Here is a 16798-nt window from a genome sequence, read left to right on the forward strand (position 1 = left end):
TCTTATCTTCCGTTATCCTTCGTTAATCTCTTTTAGACTTTTGTCCCCAGAATTGATAATAATTCGTTTCAATAAAGCCATTAAATAATTTACGCTTCTTCGTCGATTGTCGACCGTACAGTTCTTCAAAGTTTTTCATTGAGGATAGCATATACACAGACCAAGTCGGATAGTTTTTCATGACTTTCCCTAAATCACGGATTACCTGCTCCACGACCTCAATGTCACCAATACGCTCCCCGTATGGTGGATTACCAATCATAACACCATCTGTTAGCTGTGTTGTAAAATCACGTGCTTGCATTTGCTTGAACGTAATCATATCACCAAAGCCCGCTTCTATTGCATTTTCTTGTGCAATACTCACCATGCGATGATCGATATCAGAACCAAAAATTTCCAATGGTTGATCATAGTTCGCTAAACTATCCGCTTCATCTCGCACGGCATCCCAAATTTTTGCCTTCATCCATGGCCAATTCTCTGAAATAAATTCACGATTATAGCCCGGTGCAATATTTTGTCCAAGCATCGCTGCTTCTAATGCAATTGTGCCAGAACCACAAAATGGATCAACGAACGGTCGATTCGGATTCCACTTTGAAATTTGTACGAGTGCCGCTGCTAATGTTTCTTTTAAAGGTGCTTCGCCCTGTGCTTGGCGATAACCACGCTTATGCAAGCCCGCACCTGATGTATCAATAGTAAGTGTAGCCACATCTTTTAAAATTGAAACTTCAATTTTATAGGTTGCACCGGATTCATCTAAAAATCCTAAACGCTTATAATGCTGTTTCATGCGCTCTACAATTGCTTTTTTAGTAATTGCCTGACAATCTGGCACACTAAACAGCTTGGATTTAACAGACTTCCCTGATACCGGGAAAGCTGCATCAACTGGTAAGTATTTTTCCCAAGGTAGAGCTTTTACACTTTCAAACAACTGTTCAAAAGATTTAGCCGGGAACTGTCCTACAACAATTTTCACTCGGTCTGCTACACGTAGCCATAGGTTTGTTCGTGCAATGGCCGTTTCGTCACCTTCAAAATATACTTTGCCGTTATCGACTGTTGTTTCATAGCCGAGTGCCTTTACCTCTTGTGCCACAATTGACTCTAATCCCATTGCAGCAGTTGCTACTAATTTATAGTTTGCCATATATTATTTCCTTCCTTGATGCTCAATTTCCCAATACTCCATAAACTCAATAAGTTCGTGAAGTGGCAACGGTTTGCTGTAATAATAGCCTTGAATTATATCACAGTTCATTTTACGTAGTATATCCACTTGTTGTGCTTGTTCTACACCTTCAGCAACAACTTTCATTTTTAGGCGATGCGACATTTGAATTATCGCATCCACTACTGCCTGTTTTTCGTCGAGTGAGCCAATATGCTGAATAAAGCTTCGATCGATTTTTAAATAATCAAGGGGGAAGCGAACTAAATAACTAAGAGACGAATAGCCTGTCCCAAAATCGTCAATAGAAATTTTAAAGCCCATTTTCTTAAGTTGCATAAGTTTGCTAACCGTTTCATTTGCACTGTTCATCACAGTACGTTCTGTCACTTCAATTTCAAAATTGTTAGCAGGCGTGTTATAACTCTCTAATATCGCTTGAACAGTGCTTAAAAAGTTTTGTTGCTTAAAATGAATGCTTGAAATATTGATGGCAACTGGAGTCATGTAACCACATTGACGCATCTCAATAACTGCCTCACAAGCTTTTTCCAAAATCACTTCGCTTAAAGGAATGATTAATCCTGTTTCCTCAGCATAAGGAATAAATTCTGCTGGAGAAACAAATCCTAGACTTTCACTATTCCAACGAACAAGTGCCTCTACGCCTTGAATCTCTTCATTTTCCACAGAGATTTTAGGTTGGAAATGAAGCTCAAATTCACGATTTTCTATTGCTCTCCGTAGTTCTGTATCTAATAATAAAACACGCTGAGAGTCCGTCTTCAATTCATCAAAATAAAACGCATAGCCATTAAGGTCGTTCTTTTTGGAATAGGTCATTGCCTTGTCAGCACTATGAATCAATTGCTCCGTTGATTCGCCATCTGCTGGATACATGCTGACACCGACACTAGTAGAAATAAAAATGTCCTGACCATTAATATCCATAGGCTGTTCAATAGTCCCAATAATTTGTTCAGCAAAGTTTGCGGCTTCTTTGGCACTTTTCACGTTTGTTAACGTAATAATAAACTCATCGCCGCCAATCCTTGCAATGATATCTTTATTTTTTAACAATGCTTTTAGGCGCTTTGCCACTTCTACTAGAATGGTATCTCCGATTGTATGTCCTAAAGTATCATTAATTTGCTTAAATCTATCTAAATCTAAAAAATAGACTGCATGCTGTACTGAATGAGAAATAGTAGAAGTCGATTCTAACAGATTATCCATTCTTTCAATATATGCAAATCGATTTGATACATCCGTTAATGAGTCAGTTAATAAACTCTTTTCTAGTTCATTTTCTACTATTTTTCTTTCAGACAAATCTGTGAAAATACCACAGTAATTTGTAATCTCTCCCTCATCATTAGCTACACCGACAATGGTTAACCATTCAGGATATACGTCTCCGGTTTTACGACGATTCCATATTTCCCCTTGCCAAATGCCTTCTTGTCGTATCTTTTGCCACATATCTAAATAAAATTGCAATTCATGTACACCTGACTGTAGAACCGCTGGCGATTTGCCCATCACTTCATCACGCTTAAAACCAGTTACGAATTCAAATGCAGGATTGACCATTTCTATTTTTTTATTTTTATCTGTAATCATGATGCCTTCAGATACATTTTCGAAAATTTTCGTCATTAAGGCAATAGGATACTTGGAAATAGAATCTAACTTATCGAGACCATTCCAATCGTTCAATCCGTTCATGTTTCCGCTCCATCCTATCTCTCATTACTACCCTCATTTTTTAGAAAAGCGCATTTGCGCAAGTCTACTCATATGTAGACAAATATGTACATCGTTGCGATATCTGTTTTTTAGATGTTTATGTTTAAAATCGTAGTGACAGAGGCATGACCAACAGTATACTGCCTTATTCTCAAACGTATATCGCGCATGTCTAGACATGATCAATAAGTAACACTTTTTCTTATTGAATTCAAAAGAAAAGCTCTCCACCAAATTGGAGAGCGCTTGTTATTTCGTAGATAAGCATCAAAAAATTCCATAAGCCATGTTTTGTTCCCGAGTACTCAAACAGCTAACGCCTCGTACGACCGGGTAGTAATCATCTATCTACAGAGCGAACTCTGTCCCTCTATCCGTTCAATTCCTTCAAGAGAGTGCCCCTACCATAATTTGGGTTTCTCACTCGTGGGGTTTACCTCGTTCCACCTTGCATGTTTCCAAGCAAGCTACGTCACTGTGGCACTTTCAGGAAGTTTCAACCATATCAATAAGACTTAGGTTTTCCTTCCGCCGTCAGCCTTTACAGCTGCCTTACCTTATTTTTTCAGTAAGCACGAACACTACGGTCATCTCAGAACCGTGTGAGCATGGACTTTCCTCTACGACGTCTAGCGCCGCAGCGATTACCAGAATTTTATGATGACACAAAAGATTATACTAGAGTTTTATGATAAATACAATATATTTGATAAAAATTATTCGTATAACTTACTACCAAATACGTGTTTTTCTAAATTTGAAAGACGTTTTAAAATATCAAAGTTTGTCGTACCAGATGTTGCAGCTGCGACAGGTTGTCTCTTCGGTGTATTATCAACTTCTTCTTTTAGCTGTTTATTTTCTTCACGTAGTTGGGCCACTGCTTTTTCAAACGTTTCATAGTCTTGAATAATTTCATCAAGAAATGAATCGACTTCTTCTACATTGTAGCCTTTAAAGTTTTTCTTAAATTCCTTTTCAAGGATCATTTTTGACGTTAATTTTATGTCCATTTACATCGCCCTTCCTCACACTACATACACGATTTTATTATAGCACACTTCATCACATTATATCGTCTGAAACTATCAAATGTAAGGCTAAACTTGTCGTTTCTTGCACTTACCCGGGAAATTATTTCTTATTTCCTAATCTGTGCAACCTCTTTTCCCAAGAAATTTCCCATTTCTGCTTTTGTTCCACTCTCCATTGCTCATTCTTTTTTATTAATTGTATGCCTTCTTGCGTATAAAAAAGGGCCTGTTCATAATCTTTTATTTGATGCTCATATATCATGGCTAGCTGTTCTAATACATGTAATCTTTTTCGTGGCTCAACAAAATGTAGAGAAGCAACAAAAGCATCGATTGCTTCACTAAACTTTTTATTTTTTTTATGTTGTATTGCTAAATAATACTGAGCATTACCTGCTTCAAGTTCATTAAATTGGGTCGTAACCTTTTCTAAAACCTTTACGCTCTGTGAACTTTCCTTTAAATCAGCATACCATTTTCCGATATTCGTGAACGTTTTTGCAGATTCTTCACTTGTCTCTTCAAACAGCAAGTTCGTCGAATGGATATAAAGCGTTATTAATGAAAGTAAATCCCATTCATTATGAAGAAGAACTTTCATAAGTGCATCTGGAACACCACTTTTGATGGCATCTAAATAAATAATAGGTGCTAGATAGCCAGGAATATCTCCAATGCGGGAAAAGCCAAGCTTCTCTTCTTCCACAGATTTTAATTTCATTCGTTCCATATCATTTTTCCATAAACGCTTGGAACTATGCAACAAATCGATTTGCCGCTGTGTACGTAATTTAGGCAATTCTTTTTGGTGGAGCGTCCAACGTGTTTCAAGTTGCGGCCAATCAAAGCTTTTTCCATTGTAGGTAATAACCGTCGCTGTTTTTTGCCAAAGCTTTGATTCAAAAAGTAACGCTGCCTCATGATCAGGGTCAGCAAGAATATACTGCGTTAAAATAAAGCTTTCTTCTTCCTCAGACACTTCTAAAAAACCGAGAAGAAAAATTTGTGTACCTACACCTTTTAAACCAGTAGTTTCCGTATCAAAAAACAATACCTTTTCATTCATCTCTAGTGCATATGGATGTTCAAACTGAGCCTCTCGCCATTTTACTAATGCATCAAAAAATGACTGCAGCTTATAATGACCATGCTGATAATTAAACGGAAAACGCACCTGTCGTTTAAAAACTATACCAAATTCATTTTCTACAACTGTCAGTCCCGCCTTTTTCCACTGCTCAGTATAGCTTGGAGCAGCAGGTCTTTGATAAGTAGGTTTACTTTCTTTTTTTATAGTGGTTGTCGTTTTTTTACCGAGCATTTTTTTCATTTGTAGTATTTTATTTTCGTAAGACATTTACCTTCACTCATTTTCTGCCTGTAAAGTTGCTAATACTTGTAGTACCCTTTTCTTCGCCTGCTGTAAACTATCTTGAGCTCCTATACATGATGGACAGCCTGATTCGCAAGCACAGCCTGCTACATGCTGTTCTGTCCTCGCTAATAGCTCTTCCCATAATTCATAAACTTTTTCGCTTAAACCAATACCACCTGGATACTTATCATAAACAAAGAACGTAGGTTGCTCATTATGAGTTGCCTTTACCTGTGGTACCACTGCTACATCACTACTATCACATTGTATAAACAAAGGTATGAACGCATTCATCGCATAGGCAGTTCCAGTCATGGCGTCCGTAAGCTCTGCCTCCGACCATTTTTCCGGTGCAGAGAATGATAGCCACGATGAACCTGTATGCATTTCATCCGGTGGTAGATAAATAGGGCCAGAACCGATATTATCGTGCGATCCGAAGCGCATTTTATTTAACTTAGGTGAATCACTATTAAAATATAGTTAAGTCTCCAATGATGAAGATAGCTGGATTTACAGCTATGGGCAACAAATTTGTACTCATGTATATAGTATATACGTATTAGGCGTATTAGGCATATATTATATATGGTATATACACCTATATTATATAAATACACTCAATAGATATTATTTGTTTACTTTGTTTACTTATATAAGTGAATACTTTGACCTCAAGGGTTTAGTGCACACAGAAACGGCAACAAAGTCTGTTTACCCTTGTTGTCTTTGTTTACCTACTTTAGCACTTTAAAGCACTAACATTTGTTGCCTTTTTGGACTTTGTTGCCCCTAATTTCAAAAGTTTGTTTACCCTAAAAGTGGTATAGTTTAAGCATGAAAATACAGACAGGAAAGGTGACTATTCAATGTATGCGACTGAGCAAATAAAAGAATACTAAAAACCTGAAGGTTGGATGGTTCTAAACAATTTCAAAAGGAAATTAAAATGATTGGCGAGATTGTTGAACAAGATGAAATCATTGAAAATGCAGCTATTCTCGTAAGAGGTCTTGGTGGACTCAAACAATATCTTGGGGTACTGACTTCAAGTAGATTCCTGACTACAGATAAACAGAAAAAAGTTGTTACCTATAGCTATTCAGATATGCTAAAACCCATTGTTAATAATAAAATTAATTCTACTGAAATAAAGTTTCAACACGGTTCTGAAGAAATTCAGATAAATATCCTAACTAGTAATAATAGCAAATTATTTTCGTAAATTATTTTTACAAAACTTACAGGAAAAATTAAATATACTACCTGCCCCACAAGTTGAAACTGAGGAAAGAAAAGTTGTTCGTGTCATGAAGCCTGTTAAAATGAACATTGAAATTCTTAATGGCAAAGAACAATTAATAGATCAAGGTAGTGTTTTTAAACTGACACAAACAAAACCCGGTACTATCGAAATTTCAGTAAATTATAAAGCACCCGAAACATTTAAATTAATCAAATGGGAACGTGTTGAAAACATCCAGAAGAGCGCGCTTAACATTGCTGGATGGTCATTAATTGGAAGTACATTAGGTAATGTAGGAGCAATTGCTAGGGCAATGGGTGCTAATATTGGGAAGGATAAATCTGTAGCAACTCTTTTCCTTAAAAGAGTGAACGGAGATAAGGTACCTTTAGTTATTAAATGTGACAAGAAGGATCTCGAGAAGCTTTCACTTTTAATTGTTGCTGAAGAAGAGGAAACTACAGAAGAAGCTGTCACATTCTCCACAACAACAACAACAATCCCAACTGATGATCTAATTAAGTTAAAAGAGCTAATGGACGCTGGTATTTTAACTCAAGAAGAATTTGATGATAAGAAAAAACAACTATTAGGAATATAAAGTAAAACCACTCAACTAAAGAGTGGTTTTCTTCATTAAAAATTAAAGTTTTACGATGTTTGCAGCTTGTGGTCCACGTTGGCCTTCTTCTACTGAGAATTCAACTTTTTGACCTTCTTCAAGTGATTTGAATCCATCACCTTGGATAGCTGAGAAGTGAGCAAATACATCTTTACCGCCTTCCATTTCGATGAAACCAAAACCTTTGTCTGCGTTAAACCATTTCACTGTTCCTTGTGCCATTTAAATGACCTCCATTAATTGTATTAAATAAAATCATACTACTTCAAAAGAAAAAAATTCACATATTACAAAAAGTATCTAACAAAACACGATTACTCTTTGTAATATGTGAATTCATTGTTCCCTTGCAAACGATTCTATTACATCAACTATATGTTAAAAAAACCTATTTGTCTAGTGTAAAAGCAAACTTATTAACTATTAGCTAAGCTAAATGACCATCAACAATTTTAATGACTTTTAAGGCTGTTCCAGCATCAGTAAAAATAGCTCTTAAAAGCGAAGTCGGACCGAACTTAGCCCTGATGGCATGCTTTTTCATTAATTAACAATCATTCTGTTTAAAGTATTGCGGGATATCTACGTCATGTAATTCTGCCGTCTTCAAATATTCAGAATATAGCTTCGGTTGTTTATCAAATAAACTGAGCAATGCTTTCCCTAACTGGGTAGGATGGTATGCACCCGAAAATGCAGTGTACAAAGCTCTTACAACATTTTCATTAAAATTATATTCCTCTAGATAACAACATATTAAATATTTGTTCTCTCTTGCCCAATCAAATTTATTGATTTTTGGAAATTGCGAAAAAGCAATGTCTCCTAAATTTTCGATAAAACCTTTGTCAATTAAAATTCGAAGGTCCTGTTTTCTCTCATCTGAAGAAGAAAAATAGTTGTCATTTAGATTTTCAGAAACACTAGATACAAATTCGTTCAGTTGCTCTACAAGTTAGGAGTGGCTGAACCAGCTAATCCGTATAACTGATAGGCATTAGCACTGATTGTAGGTGCATAAAGCTGCACTTCAGATAAACTGTTTACTGCTACAGTGTTATTACTTTGTAAAATCATATGACCTTGTCTATTTGTTAAATAGGAGTCGTTAGTAAACCGAATAGATTTGGAACTGTACACATCTCCCTCTTGCATGTAGATGTTGTTTCCTACTCGGATATCTTGTTGAATATTAATATTCCCTGAATGGATGGTACCTAAGTTACCACTGATGTCTGAAAGAGCATAAATCTCGCCAACAAATTTAATTTTACTTGCCCTAATCAGTACTTCAGATTCAGTCTGATTAATCAGCGAAGATATTGTGTTACCGTTATAATCCGTAGTACTTACCTTTTGCGAGATTTGATGAGCTTGCTGGGTGATTGTTGATTCGGCATTCGCTACTCTGGTATCCACACCATGGAGCTGAGCGCCTTGAGAACTTACCGTTGATTGGATTTGATCAGCTCGAATGTTGATAGCAGTCATCTCATTCGTAATTCGATTATTTACGGACATATTGATGCTATCAGCTTTTACATCAATCCTAGCAATCGATTTATTTAACTGTTCAACTTCAATCGTTATACGGTTATCCGTTTGTGTGATGGCTGACCTAAATTCTTTTTTGCTTTCGTCGATTACTTCTTCTAGCTCTTCTTTTGTATCAGCAAGATCCTCTTCTCCATCAAGCTCGTTATCGGACATTGATCGTGGTAATGAATTGCCCAGCGTTACTTCAATGGTTTTTAACTCGTCTGTGATTTCGTCTACTACACAAATTCGCTTAAGAATTCGAGTCTGAAGCTCTAACCCATCTATTGGCTCGTAAATCAGCCAAACCTTTTCACCTAAAGCCTTATCTAACAATTCGAGTGTATCAAGTTCAAAGCCAACCTCTGGATAGTCAATAAGTGAATCTTTGGCTTTTTTCAACAAATTATCTGCGTGTGTAAATCGCTCGTCACTTATTGGATCAGCTACACGGATGCCCCATAGCGTGTGATTCGGTGATGTATAAGTCACTGTTAAATCATCTTTCCCTGTAGCTGTGATTTGTGTTCGCAGATGGGTCGTGGCGATTTTTCTGCTAAGTGTCTTAATGTTATGACCGTATCGATACTGTGCATTGTTGTCTGGACCAAATGATTTACTAAAATGGCACTCGCTTATTTGTAAGAATCTCAAATTCATAGTTGAAGGCATCGCATATTTGATTTACACATTGGATGATGTTCTTTGAACCGAATTTTGTAATTGTAGCCGTTTCAGTAAAATCACATGTAACAACCCATCCGGTACCAGCAAACAAGTAATTTACAAACTCCTGACTAGAGTGGGTACCACCATAAGTCGTATCTTTAAAGTGATAAGATAGGTCAAAGAATGTCGAAGAACTTACAGGCATTAATCGTAAAATGATTTATAAACTAATAAAAGAAGAAGGCTTGAAGGAATAGTGTTAGACTTTTTCCTTTCAAGCCTTCTTTGTGCTCTAATTTAAAATCCGAAGAAGCTCTACTACTTTTTTCTTCGCTTGTTGCAAGCTATCTTGAGCTCCTATACAAGATGGACAGCCTGATTCACAAGCACAGCCCGCTACATGCTCCAATGTCTTAATCAATAGCTCCTCCCACAAATCGTACACCTTTTCACTTAGTCCGATTCCGCCCGGATACTTATCGTAAACAAAGAATGTTGGCAGTTCATTATGTGAGGCCTTTACTTGTGGTACCACAGCTACATCGCTACTGTCACATTGAATGAATATTGGAATGAAAGCATTCATCGCGTATGCAGCACCAGCCATAGCATCTGTAAGCTCTGCCTCAGACCACTGTGTTGAATTATTGAACGATAGCCACGATGAACTTGTATGCATTTCGTCGGGTGGTAAATGTATTGGACCCGAACCTATATTATCATGATTTCCATTGAACTTTATTTTTTTAAATATCGTTGCCTGCGCGACTAATCCTACATCACCGAAGCTTATGATACCACCCTTATAATCTCGACTTCGATCTTCCTCTAACACTTTCATCTCAACTGCTAGATTCGCGTCTGTATAGTAATCGACATCTACTTCACGTACATACGCTTTTTTCTCTTCCCAATCCAGCTTTTCAACTTGAAATTGAATACCCTGATGCAAATAAATTGCCTCTTCATGTAATAATGTCATCGCACTATGGCGATCCATTTCACCAATTACCTTTGTCTGCGCAGGGACAGTCAAATCAATGATAACAACATTTTCTTGTGAAGCCGAACGAAGACTAATGTCATGTGCTGGGAAACGGTCACTCATCCAATGCCACTTCTCAGTCGTTTTAAAAACAACGCCTTCCTCCGCTAAATATTCAAGTAGTTCCTGAATCTCATATTCACCATACGTATCGTGCGAGGAGAATGGTAACTCAAACGCTGCACATTTCAAATGATCCATTAAAATTAGCATATTTTCAGGATAAATACGGGCTTCCTCAGGTGCACTGCCAAGTAAAAAGAGAGGATGGTTCACGACGTACTGGTCGAGTGCTGCTGATTGCGCTACATAAATAATTAGCGCCTCGTCCTGACGACGTCCAGCGCGACCTGCTTGTTGCCAGGCACTTGCGATATTTCCCGGGTAACCTGTCATGATACATGCTTGTAATTGACCAATATCGACGCCCAGTTCAAGGGCATTTGTACTAACTACCGTTTGAATAGTACCGTCACGAAGCCCTCGCTCAATAACACGTCGCTCAGAAGGCAGATACCCCCCTCGATAACCGCGCACCGATTCATCCAAAAGCTTATTGCGTGTTAGCTCCTTTAAATACGTCACAATCATTTCTACACGTACACGACTTTTAGCAAAAATAATGGTTTGAATACCTGCTGTATATAATCTTTTGGCAAGGTCACTCACCTCCAAAACAGCACTTCGACGCACGCCAAATGTTTTATGGACGATGGGTGGGTTATAAAAAAGAAATGTCTTTTTTCCAACTGGCGCTCCGGAATCGGCGATTAGAGCATGGCTTTCATTCGTTAAAGCTTCAGCTAATTCTTTTGGATTTTTAATGGTTGCTGACGTACAAATGAAAACCGGCTTACTGCCATAAAATTCACAAATACGTTTTAACCTTCGAATAACATGCGCAACATGAGAACCAAACACACCTTTATATGTATGCAACTCATCAATGACGATATACTGCAAATTTTCGAATAGTGAAACCCATTTCGTATGATGTGGCAAAATCCCTGAATGAAGCATATCCGGATTTGTCATCACAATATGCCCTGCCTTACGAACCTTTTGGCGAATACCAGGCGCAGTATCACCATCATACGTATAGCTTAAAATTTCCTCACCACTTTGTTCGATTAATTCATTTAAATCATTTTTTTGATCCTGCGCTAAAGCTTTCGTTGGGAATAAATAAATAGCCCGCGCATTTTTATCCTCTAATATTTTTTGAAGTACCGGTAAATGGTAGCAATATGATTTTCCAGACGCTGTTGGTGTAACGGCAGTAAAGGAAACACCCTCCATTGCATAATCAAATGCCTGACGCTGATGGGTATACAGTTGTTCTATCCCTCTTGCTTGAAGAGCCTTTACAAGTGAAGGATGTAAATTTCCCGGGAAAAGTGCATAATTAGCTTCACGCCCATCAAGCGTTTGCCAATGTAAAATACGTTCCTTTAATTCCTCGTCATATCTCCACTCGTTTAACAATTCACTAATGGTCCTTTTTTTCGATAACATCCGTTTGCTCCTCCTTCACTAACTGATCAAAAATCTTTAACGTATAAGAGGTTGAATGAATCGCATCTAAAAAACGTTTTTTACTTGTTTCTTTATAAAAGGATTGCACAACAAATTGCTCCATCGATTCAACCACTGAAGCAATTTGTTGTGCATGCATATATTTGGGTCGATTTTTTTGAATCCACATATTCGCCTCTTGCTGCCATTCCTTTAAAAGCTGGTGAATAACATCAGCGTGTGGCTTAACATCCGTAAAAAAGTCTGGAGTACGATCCTCCTCACGCATTTGCCAAAAGCGTGAAACACATTTTTCACATTCATCTATTAATATGGAAGTTTGCTGTATTAATAACAATTCCGCACCTCATCTCATCAATTACAATATTATCGTAACTAGCTGACAATTTCGTTAACCTCTAAAAAGAAGTTCGAATTTTATCTTTTGCTTCATCCTTAAAATGAAGATTCATCTACATGAACGTAAACGCATAGTATCATTTTAAGCCAATTTTTCGAAACAACGATTTTAAAACTCGTCCAACTAAAAAAACCGTCTGCTAATATTATTTACGCTATATGAGCAAATTTACTCCCAATGATTTATAAATGCTTTTGTTTATCCCAAAGCATCGCATTCATTATGGTAAATAGTGTATGAAAAATACTCATATTGCGTTAGTTAAATTGCATATGAGATAAGTGTACCAAAGTCTATCATTTTTCACTACTTATAGGCGAACAAGCATTCTTTACTTGCCAGTTCTTTTCTGCTAAGCTTACTTTCTGGCTAACAGATTTGAGCTGCATAAAAAAGTGCATGCTCTGTGCATTGTTTTCCAAAGACACTCTCGTTAAAAGTAATTTATTGACCAGATCCAACTGCGCAACTAATTGTCCTAACTTGTTCAATTTAACGCCTCCTTTTGCTTTACTTATGTATTCCCCGCATGTATAAAATTACCTTCATGCGTGACAAAATAAGCGTAAGTTAGCTGAAAGAAGAAGTATTTCGATAAAAGTTAATTGAACAATTCTATCAATCAAGTTGTCTTCAAAGTCGGTATGTATGTAGTAATGCTAATGTGGAGAACAGTTTCTCTATAAAATGTGCTTAGAAATTTCGTCTGTTATTTTGACGATTCAAGTGATAGAACTAGTTGTGCTACATGATATTTTTCGACTTTAAGAGGCGAAAATTGCCCAACTATTGGTTATTTTTTTAGTAATTTTAACCATCACTAATCTAGCATCAAACATACTATTAATGGAAGTGGAGAACTGCTACAGAATCATGGTAAACTATTGTATAATAGCAGTATTATAGAGGGTGAACTAAGTGACAATTCGTTATCCGAATGGGAAGTTGTATTCTCCTAATCCAGCTGTGCCAAAAACAGCAAAAAAGACGAAAGATAAGGATTTATCTTTTAGTAATCGAGGAAAAACACTAGAGGATGAAATTAATGAAGCAAACGACTATTATGTAAAAAGGCGACTTGCTATCATTCATAAGAAACCTGTTCCCGTGCAAATCGTCAAAGTAGAGTACCCATCACGAAGCGCTGCAGTTATTCGTGAAGCTTATTTTCGAACGCCATCAACAACGGATTACAATGGAGTTTGGAACGGGCATTATATTGATTTTGATGCAAAGGAAACTGCTTCAAAAACCAGTTTCCCCCTAAAGAATATTCATTTACATCAAATGACACATATGCAGCAAGTGACGGAACAAAATGGTGTGGCTTTTATTATCGTTCGTTTCTCAGCTTATGAACGATATTTTATCGTGCCATACGAAGTTTTACAAAAGGCCTGGCTAGCGATGGAAAACGGTGAACGTAAATCGATACCCTTTTCAACGATTGAAAAGGAAGCTTTTGAAATTTCCACAAGCTATTATCCACGTATCGATTATTTACCGATTATCCAAAAGCTCATTGAAGCACAAAGCCATGGTTCTGAAAGTGAGGAGATAGTAGAATGACTGAACGTCGTCGAACACGCGGTGAGCACCAAAAGGCTCTCGCTCAAAAAAATAAAAAAAGTGCGCCTCCAAAATCATCGAAGAAAAAATGGTTCAAGCGCATTACGTTAACACTTGTGGCAATTGTAGCTGCATGCTTTATTGGAGGTGCTGGGTTATTCGCCTATTATGCAAGTACCGCACCTGAACTAGATGAAAACTTACTGAAGGACCCCGTTTCTTCTGAGTTCTATGATAAAAACGGTGAATTATTTGCAACAATTGGTGCAGAAAACCGTAAATATGTAAAATATGAAGATATACCTGAGGATATGGTTAACGCAATCCTCGCAACGGAAGATGTACGCTTTTTCGAGCATGGTGGTATGGATTTTTATCGCCTTGGTGGCGCAATACTCGCTAACTTCCGTGATGGCTTCGGGGCACAAGGAGCTTCTACATTAACACAGCAAGTTGTTAAAAACTCATTTTTACAAAATGAGAAAAAATTAAAACGTAAAGCACAGGAAGCTTGGCTTGCCTTCCAATTAGAACGTAAATATTCAAAAGAAGAAATTTTTGAAATGTACTTTAACAAAATGCTGATGTCAGGTCGTGTTTACGGCTTCGGAACAGCTGCTCAATATTTCTATGGTAAAGATTTAAAAGATTTAACTTTAGATGAAGAAGCATTACTTGCAGGTTTAGTACAACGCCCAAATGCTTATAATCCATTAAAAAATCCTGAACTTGCAGCAAAACGTCGTAATACGGTTCTAGGATTAATGTATCAACATGGTAAAATTACAAAAGCTGAGATGGAAGAAGCAAAGAAAGTAGACGTGCAAGCTGGTCTAGCTGACGATGCAACACGTCAAAAATTTACTGGCTCTAAATATGATGCCTTCCTTGATGTTGTTATTAATGAGCTAGAAGATAACGGTGACGGTAATGCAATGGCGGAAGGTATTAAAGTCTACACAACTCTTGATCCGAAAGCACAACAAGCTGTTGAAAAAATTATGAACGATGACAGTAACTTCCCAACAGAAAAGATTCAATCAGGTGTAGCTGTCATTGATACAAAAACGGGTCAAATTCAAGCGATTGGCGGCGGACGCGATTACGGAGCTGACCGTGGTTGGAACTATGCATATGACTTAAAACAACAACCAGGCTCTACAATGAAGCCATTACTCGATTATGGACCAGCAATCGAAAATTTAAAATGGTCAACTGGTCAAACACTTGTGGATGAACCGATCAAATACACAAATTCGGAACAAACCATCACAAACTGGGATGGTAAATATATGGGTGCAATAACAGCACGTAAAGCTTTATATGCTTCACGTAACGTTCCAGCTGTAAAAGCATTAAAAGAAGTTGGACCTGACAAAGCAAAAGAATTTATTGGTCGTTTAGGTATTGAAGCTGAAAATGTTTATGAATCTGATGCGATCGGTGGTGGGGATATTACGATGTCTCCAATGCAAATGGCAGCTTCCTATGCAGCATTCGGGAATAATGGTGTTTACACTGACCCTCATTCGATTACAAAAATCGTTTACCGTGACGGTAAAACAACAAAAGACTATACACCAGAGTCTAATGTTGCGATGAGCGATTATACAGCTTATATGGTGACAGATATGCTACGTGACGTTGTCGGCAATAAGCCGGATGCATCAGGTACTGCTGCTAATGTTTCTGGATTAGATATCGCAGGTAAAACAGGGACAACAAACTACTCAAAAGCTGATTTTGACAAGTATAATTTACCAGATACAAGTGTGCCGGATTCATGGTTTGCTGGTTACACAACAAATTATTCTATCGCTATTTGGAGTGGTTATGAAAAACACTTTGATCCGATTACAACTTGGGATGAACGTCGTTTACCACAACATTTATTTAAAAAAATTATGAAAGAGATTTCGGCAGACGTTGAAACACCAAATTTCAAAAAACCAAGCTCAGTTGTAGAAGCAACAATTGAAGTAGGCTCAAAGCCACTTAAATTAGCAAGTGATTACACACCAAAAGAAAAACGTCAAACAGAGCTATTTGTTCGTGGTACAGAGCCTAACGAAGTTTCAAATAAATACGAAGTTCCGGAACTTACTACACCTTACAATGTAAGTGCAAGCCTAAGTTTAGAAGGTCAATCTATTGATATTTCTTGGGAGCATGATGCAATGCTTAATCCGGAAACAAATGAACCACTACCAACTACCTTCGAGGTAACTGCTAAACGAGAAGGTGGAGAGACTGTTTCTCTTGGTAAAACGGAAAGCAAGGGCTTAACAGTTAGCAACACACTGGAAGATGGCAATTACACGATTTCTGTCGTAGCAGTTGCAGACGGTACACGCAGTAAACCAGGTACAACATCCATCCAAGTAACAGGTATGACCGATGAAAATAAAGAGCCTGATACTCCAGAACAACCTGGTGTTGAGGAGCCAACATCGCCTGATCAAGAAGGCGATAACGGCGACAACGGCGACAAAGGTAATCAAAACGGCAACCACAATGGCAATGAAAATGGGAACAATGGCAATCACAACGGCGATGGAAATAGTACCGATGGCAATAATAACAACAATGGGAATGGCAACACCGGCAATGCAGGAAATAATGGGAACAACAGTAACACCGGCAATGCAGGAAATAACGGAAACAACAACGGCAACAATAATAGTAGCCAACCACCAACTCCACCAACCGAACCCGCAGTACCGGATGATGGCGGCGGCAATAAGACTGAATAAAAAAAGCAGAGTAGCGTGATTGCTACTCTGCTTTTTTATCTCTTCAGTTTGCTGAATTTATCTAACGAATGAGCACTTCTATCC

13 protein-coding genes, 1 other RNA gene and 1 pseudogene are annotated in these 16798 nt (G+C 37.6%); 4 read left to right on the top strand and 11 right to left on the bottom strand.

All coding sequences use genetic code 11. The features are described from left to right. Positions 1–22: 22 nt before the first annotated feature. From QRN68_RS10095 to QRN68_RS10120, 6 genes and pseudogenes are all read right to left on the bottom strand, one after another. Positions 23–1159 (bottom strand): THUMP domain-containing class I SAM-dependent RNA methyltransferase, encoded by a 1137-nt coding sequence (locus QRN68_RS10095; protein ID WP_285396756.1) that lies wholly within the window; start codon positions 1157–1159, stop codon positions 23–25. A 3-nt stretch (positions 1160–1162) separates the two neighbouring features. Continuing rightward, a complete protein-coding gene (locus tag QRN68_RS10100; RefSeq protein WP_285396757.1) occupies positions 1163–2908 on the bottom strand; it encodes a putative bifunctional diguanylate cyclase/phosphodiesterase in 1746 nt (581 codons plus the stop codon). A 296-nt stretch (positions 2909–3204) separates the two neighbouring features. Next, positions 3205–3585, bottom strand: an RNA gene (rnpB, locus tag QRN68_RS10105) — RNase P RNA component class B. Positions 3586–3645: 60 nt separating this feature from the next. Next, the gene (gene gpsB / locus QRN68_RS10110; RefSeq protein WP_285396758.1) at positions 3646–3942 is read right to left on the bottom strand and encodes a cell division regulator GpsB; all 297 of its coding nucleotides are present in this window, start codon (positions 3940–3942) and stop codon (positions 3646–3648) included. Positions 3943–4063: 121 nt separating this feature from the next. Continuing rightward, a complete protein-coding gene (locus QRN68_RS10115) occupies positions 4064–5320 on the bottom strand; it encodes a ribonuclease H-like domain-containing protein (protein ID WP_285396759.1) in 1257 nt (418 codons plus the stop codon). Positions 5321–5326: 6 nt separating this feature from the next. Beyond that, positions 5327–5788: pseudogene (locus QRN68_RS10120) on the bottom strand (Zn-binding domain-containing protein); the annotation flags it as partial. A gap of 463 nt (positions 5789–6251) precedes the next feature. On the opposite strand from QRN68_RS10120, the gene QRN68_RS10125 reads away from it, so the two are divergent. Both QRN68_RS10125 and QRN68_RS10130 read left to right on the top strand, forming a co-directional pair. Then, a complete protein-coding gene (locus QRN68_RS10125) occupies positions 6252–6563 on the top strand; it encodes a hypothetical protein (RefSeq protein ID WP_285396760.1) in 312 nt (103 codons plus the stop codon). A 100-nt stretch (positions 6564–6663) separates the two neighbouring features. After that, positions 6664–7185 carry an SHOCT domain-containing protein gene (locus tag QRN68_RS10130; protein WP_285396761.1) on the top strand — a complete coding sequence of 174 codons (522 nt, stop codon included), beginning with the start codon at positions 6664–6666 and terminating at the stop codon, positions 7183–7185. Positions 7186–7227: 42 nt separating this feature from the next. Here the strand turns inward: QRN68_RS10130 and QRN68_RS10135 are convergent, their stop codons facing one another. The 5 genes from QRN68_RS10135 to QRN68_RS10155 form a co-directional block, all read right to left on the bottom strand. Continuing rightward, the gene (locus QRN68_RS10135; RefSeq protein WP_285396762.1) at positions 7228–7428 is read right to left on the bottom strand and encodes a cold-shock protein; all 201 of its coding nucleotides are present in this window, start codon (positions 7426–7428) and stop codon (positions 7228–7230) included. A 726-nt stretch (positions 7429–8154) separates the two neighbouring features. After that, the gene (locus QRN68_RS10140; protein WP_350224346.1) at positions 8155–9414 is read right to left on the bottom strand and encodes a phage tail protein; all 1260 of its coding nucleotides are present in this window, start codon (positions 9412–9414) and stop codon (positions 8155–8157) included. A 289-nt stretch (positions 9415–9703) separates the two neighbouring features. Further along, a complete protein-coding gene (locus QRN68_RS10145) occupies positions 9704–11971 on the bottom strand; it encodes a DEAD/DEAH box helicase (protein ID WP_285396763.1) in 2268 nt (755 codons plus the stop codon). Then, the gene (locus QRN68_RS10150) at positions 11946–12329 is read right to left on the bottom strand and encodes a YppE family protein (protein WP_285396764.1); all 384 of its coding nucleotides are present in this window, start codon (positions 12327–12329) and stop codon (positions 11946–11948) included. The genes QRN68_RS10145 and QRN68_RS10150 overlap by 26 nt, the downstream gene beginning before the upstream one ends. Positions 12330–12688: 359 nt before the next feature. Next, positions 12689–12883, bottom strand: a complete 195-nt coding sequence (locus tag QRN68_RS10155) for an endonuclease (protein ID WP_285396765.1) — start codon at positions 12881–12883, stop codon at positions 12689–12691. Positions 12884–13310: 427 nt separating this feature from the next. Between QRN68_RS10155 and recU the strand changes: the two genes are divergently transcribed. Together recU and QRN68_RS10165 are read left to right on the top strand one after the other, a co-directional pair. Next, positions 13311–13961 carry a Holliday junction resolvase RecU gene (recU, locus tag QRN68_RS10160; RefSeq protein ID WP_285396766.1) on the top strand — a complete coding sequence of 217 codons (651 nt, stop codon included), beginning with the start codon at positions 13311–13313 and terminating at the stop codon, positions 13959–13961. Next, positions 13958–16714, top strand: coding sequence for a transglycosylase domain-containing protein (locus QRN68_RS10165; protein ID WP_285396767.1), 2757 nt, complete (start codon positions 13958–13960; stop codon positions 16712–16714). The genes recU and QRN68_RS10165 overlap by 4 nt, the downstream gene beginning before the upstream one ends. Positions 16715–16798 lie beyond the last annotated feature (84 nt).

The organism is Lysinibacillus sp. fls2-241-R2A-57, assembly GCF_030209535.1.
Lineage (GTDB): Bacteria > Bacillota > Bacilli > Bacillales_A > Planococcaceae > Lysinibacillus.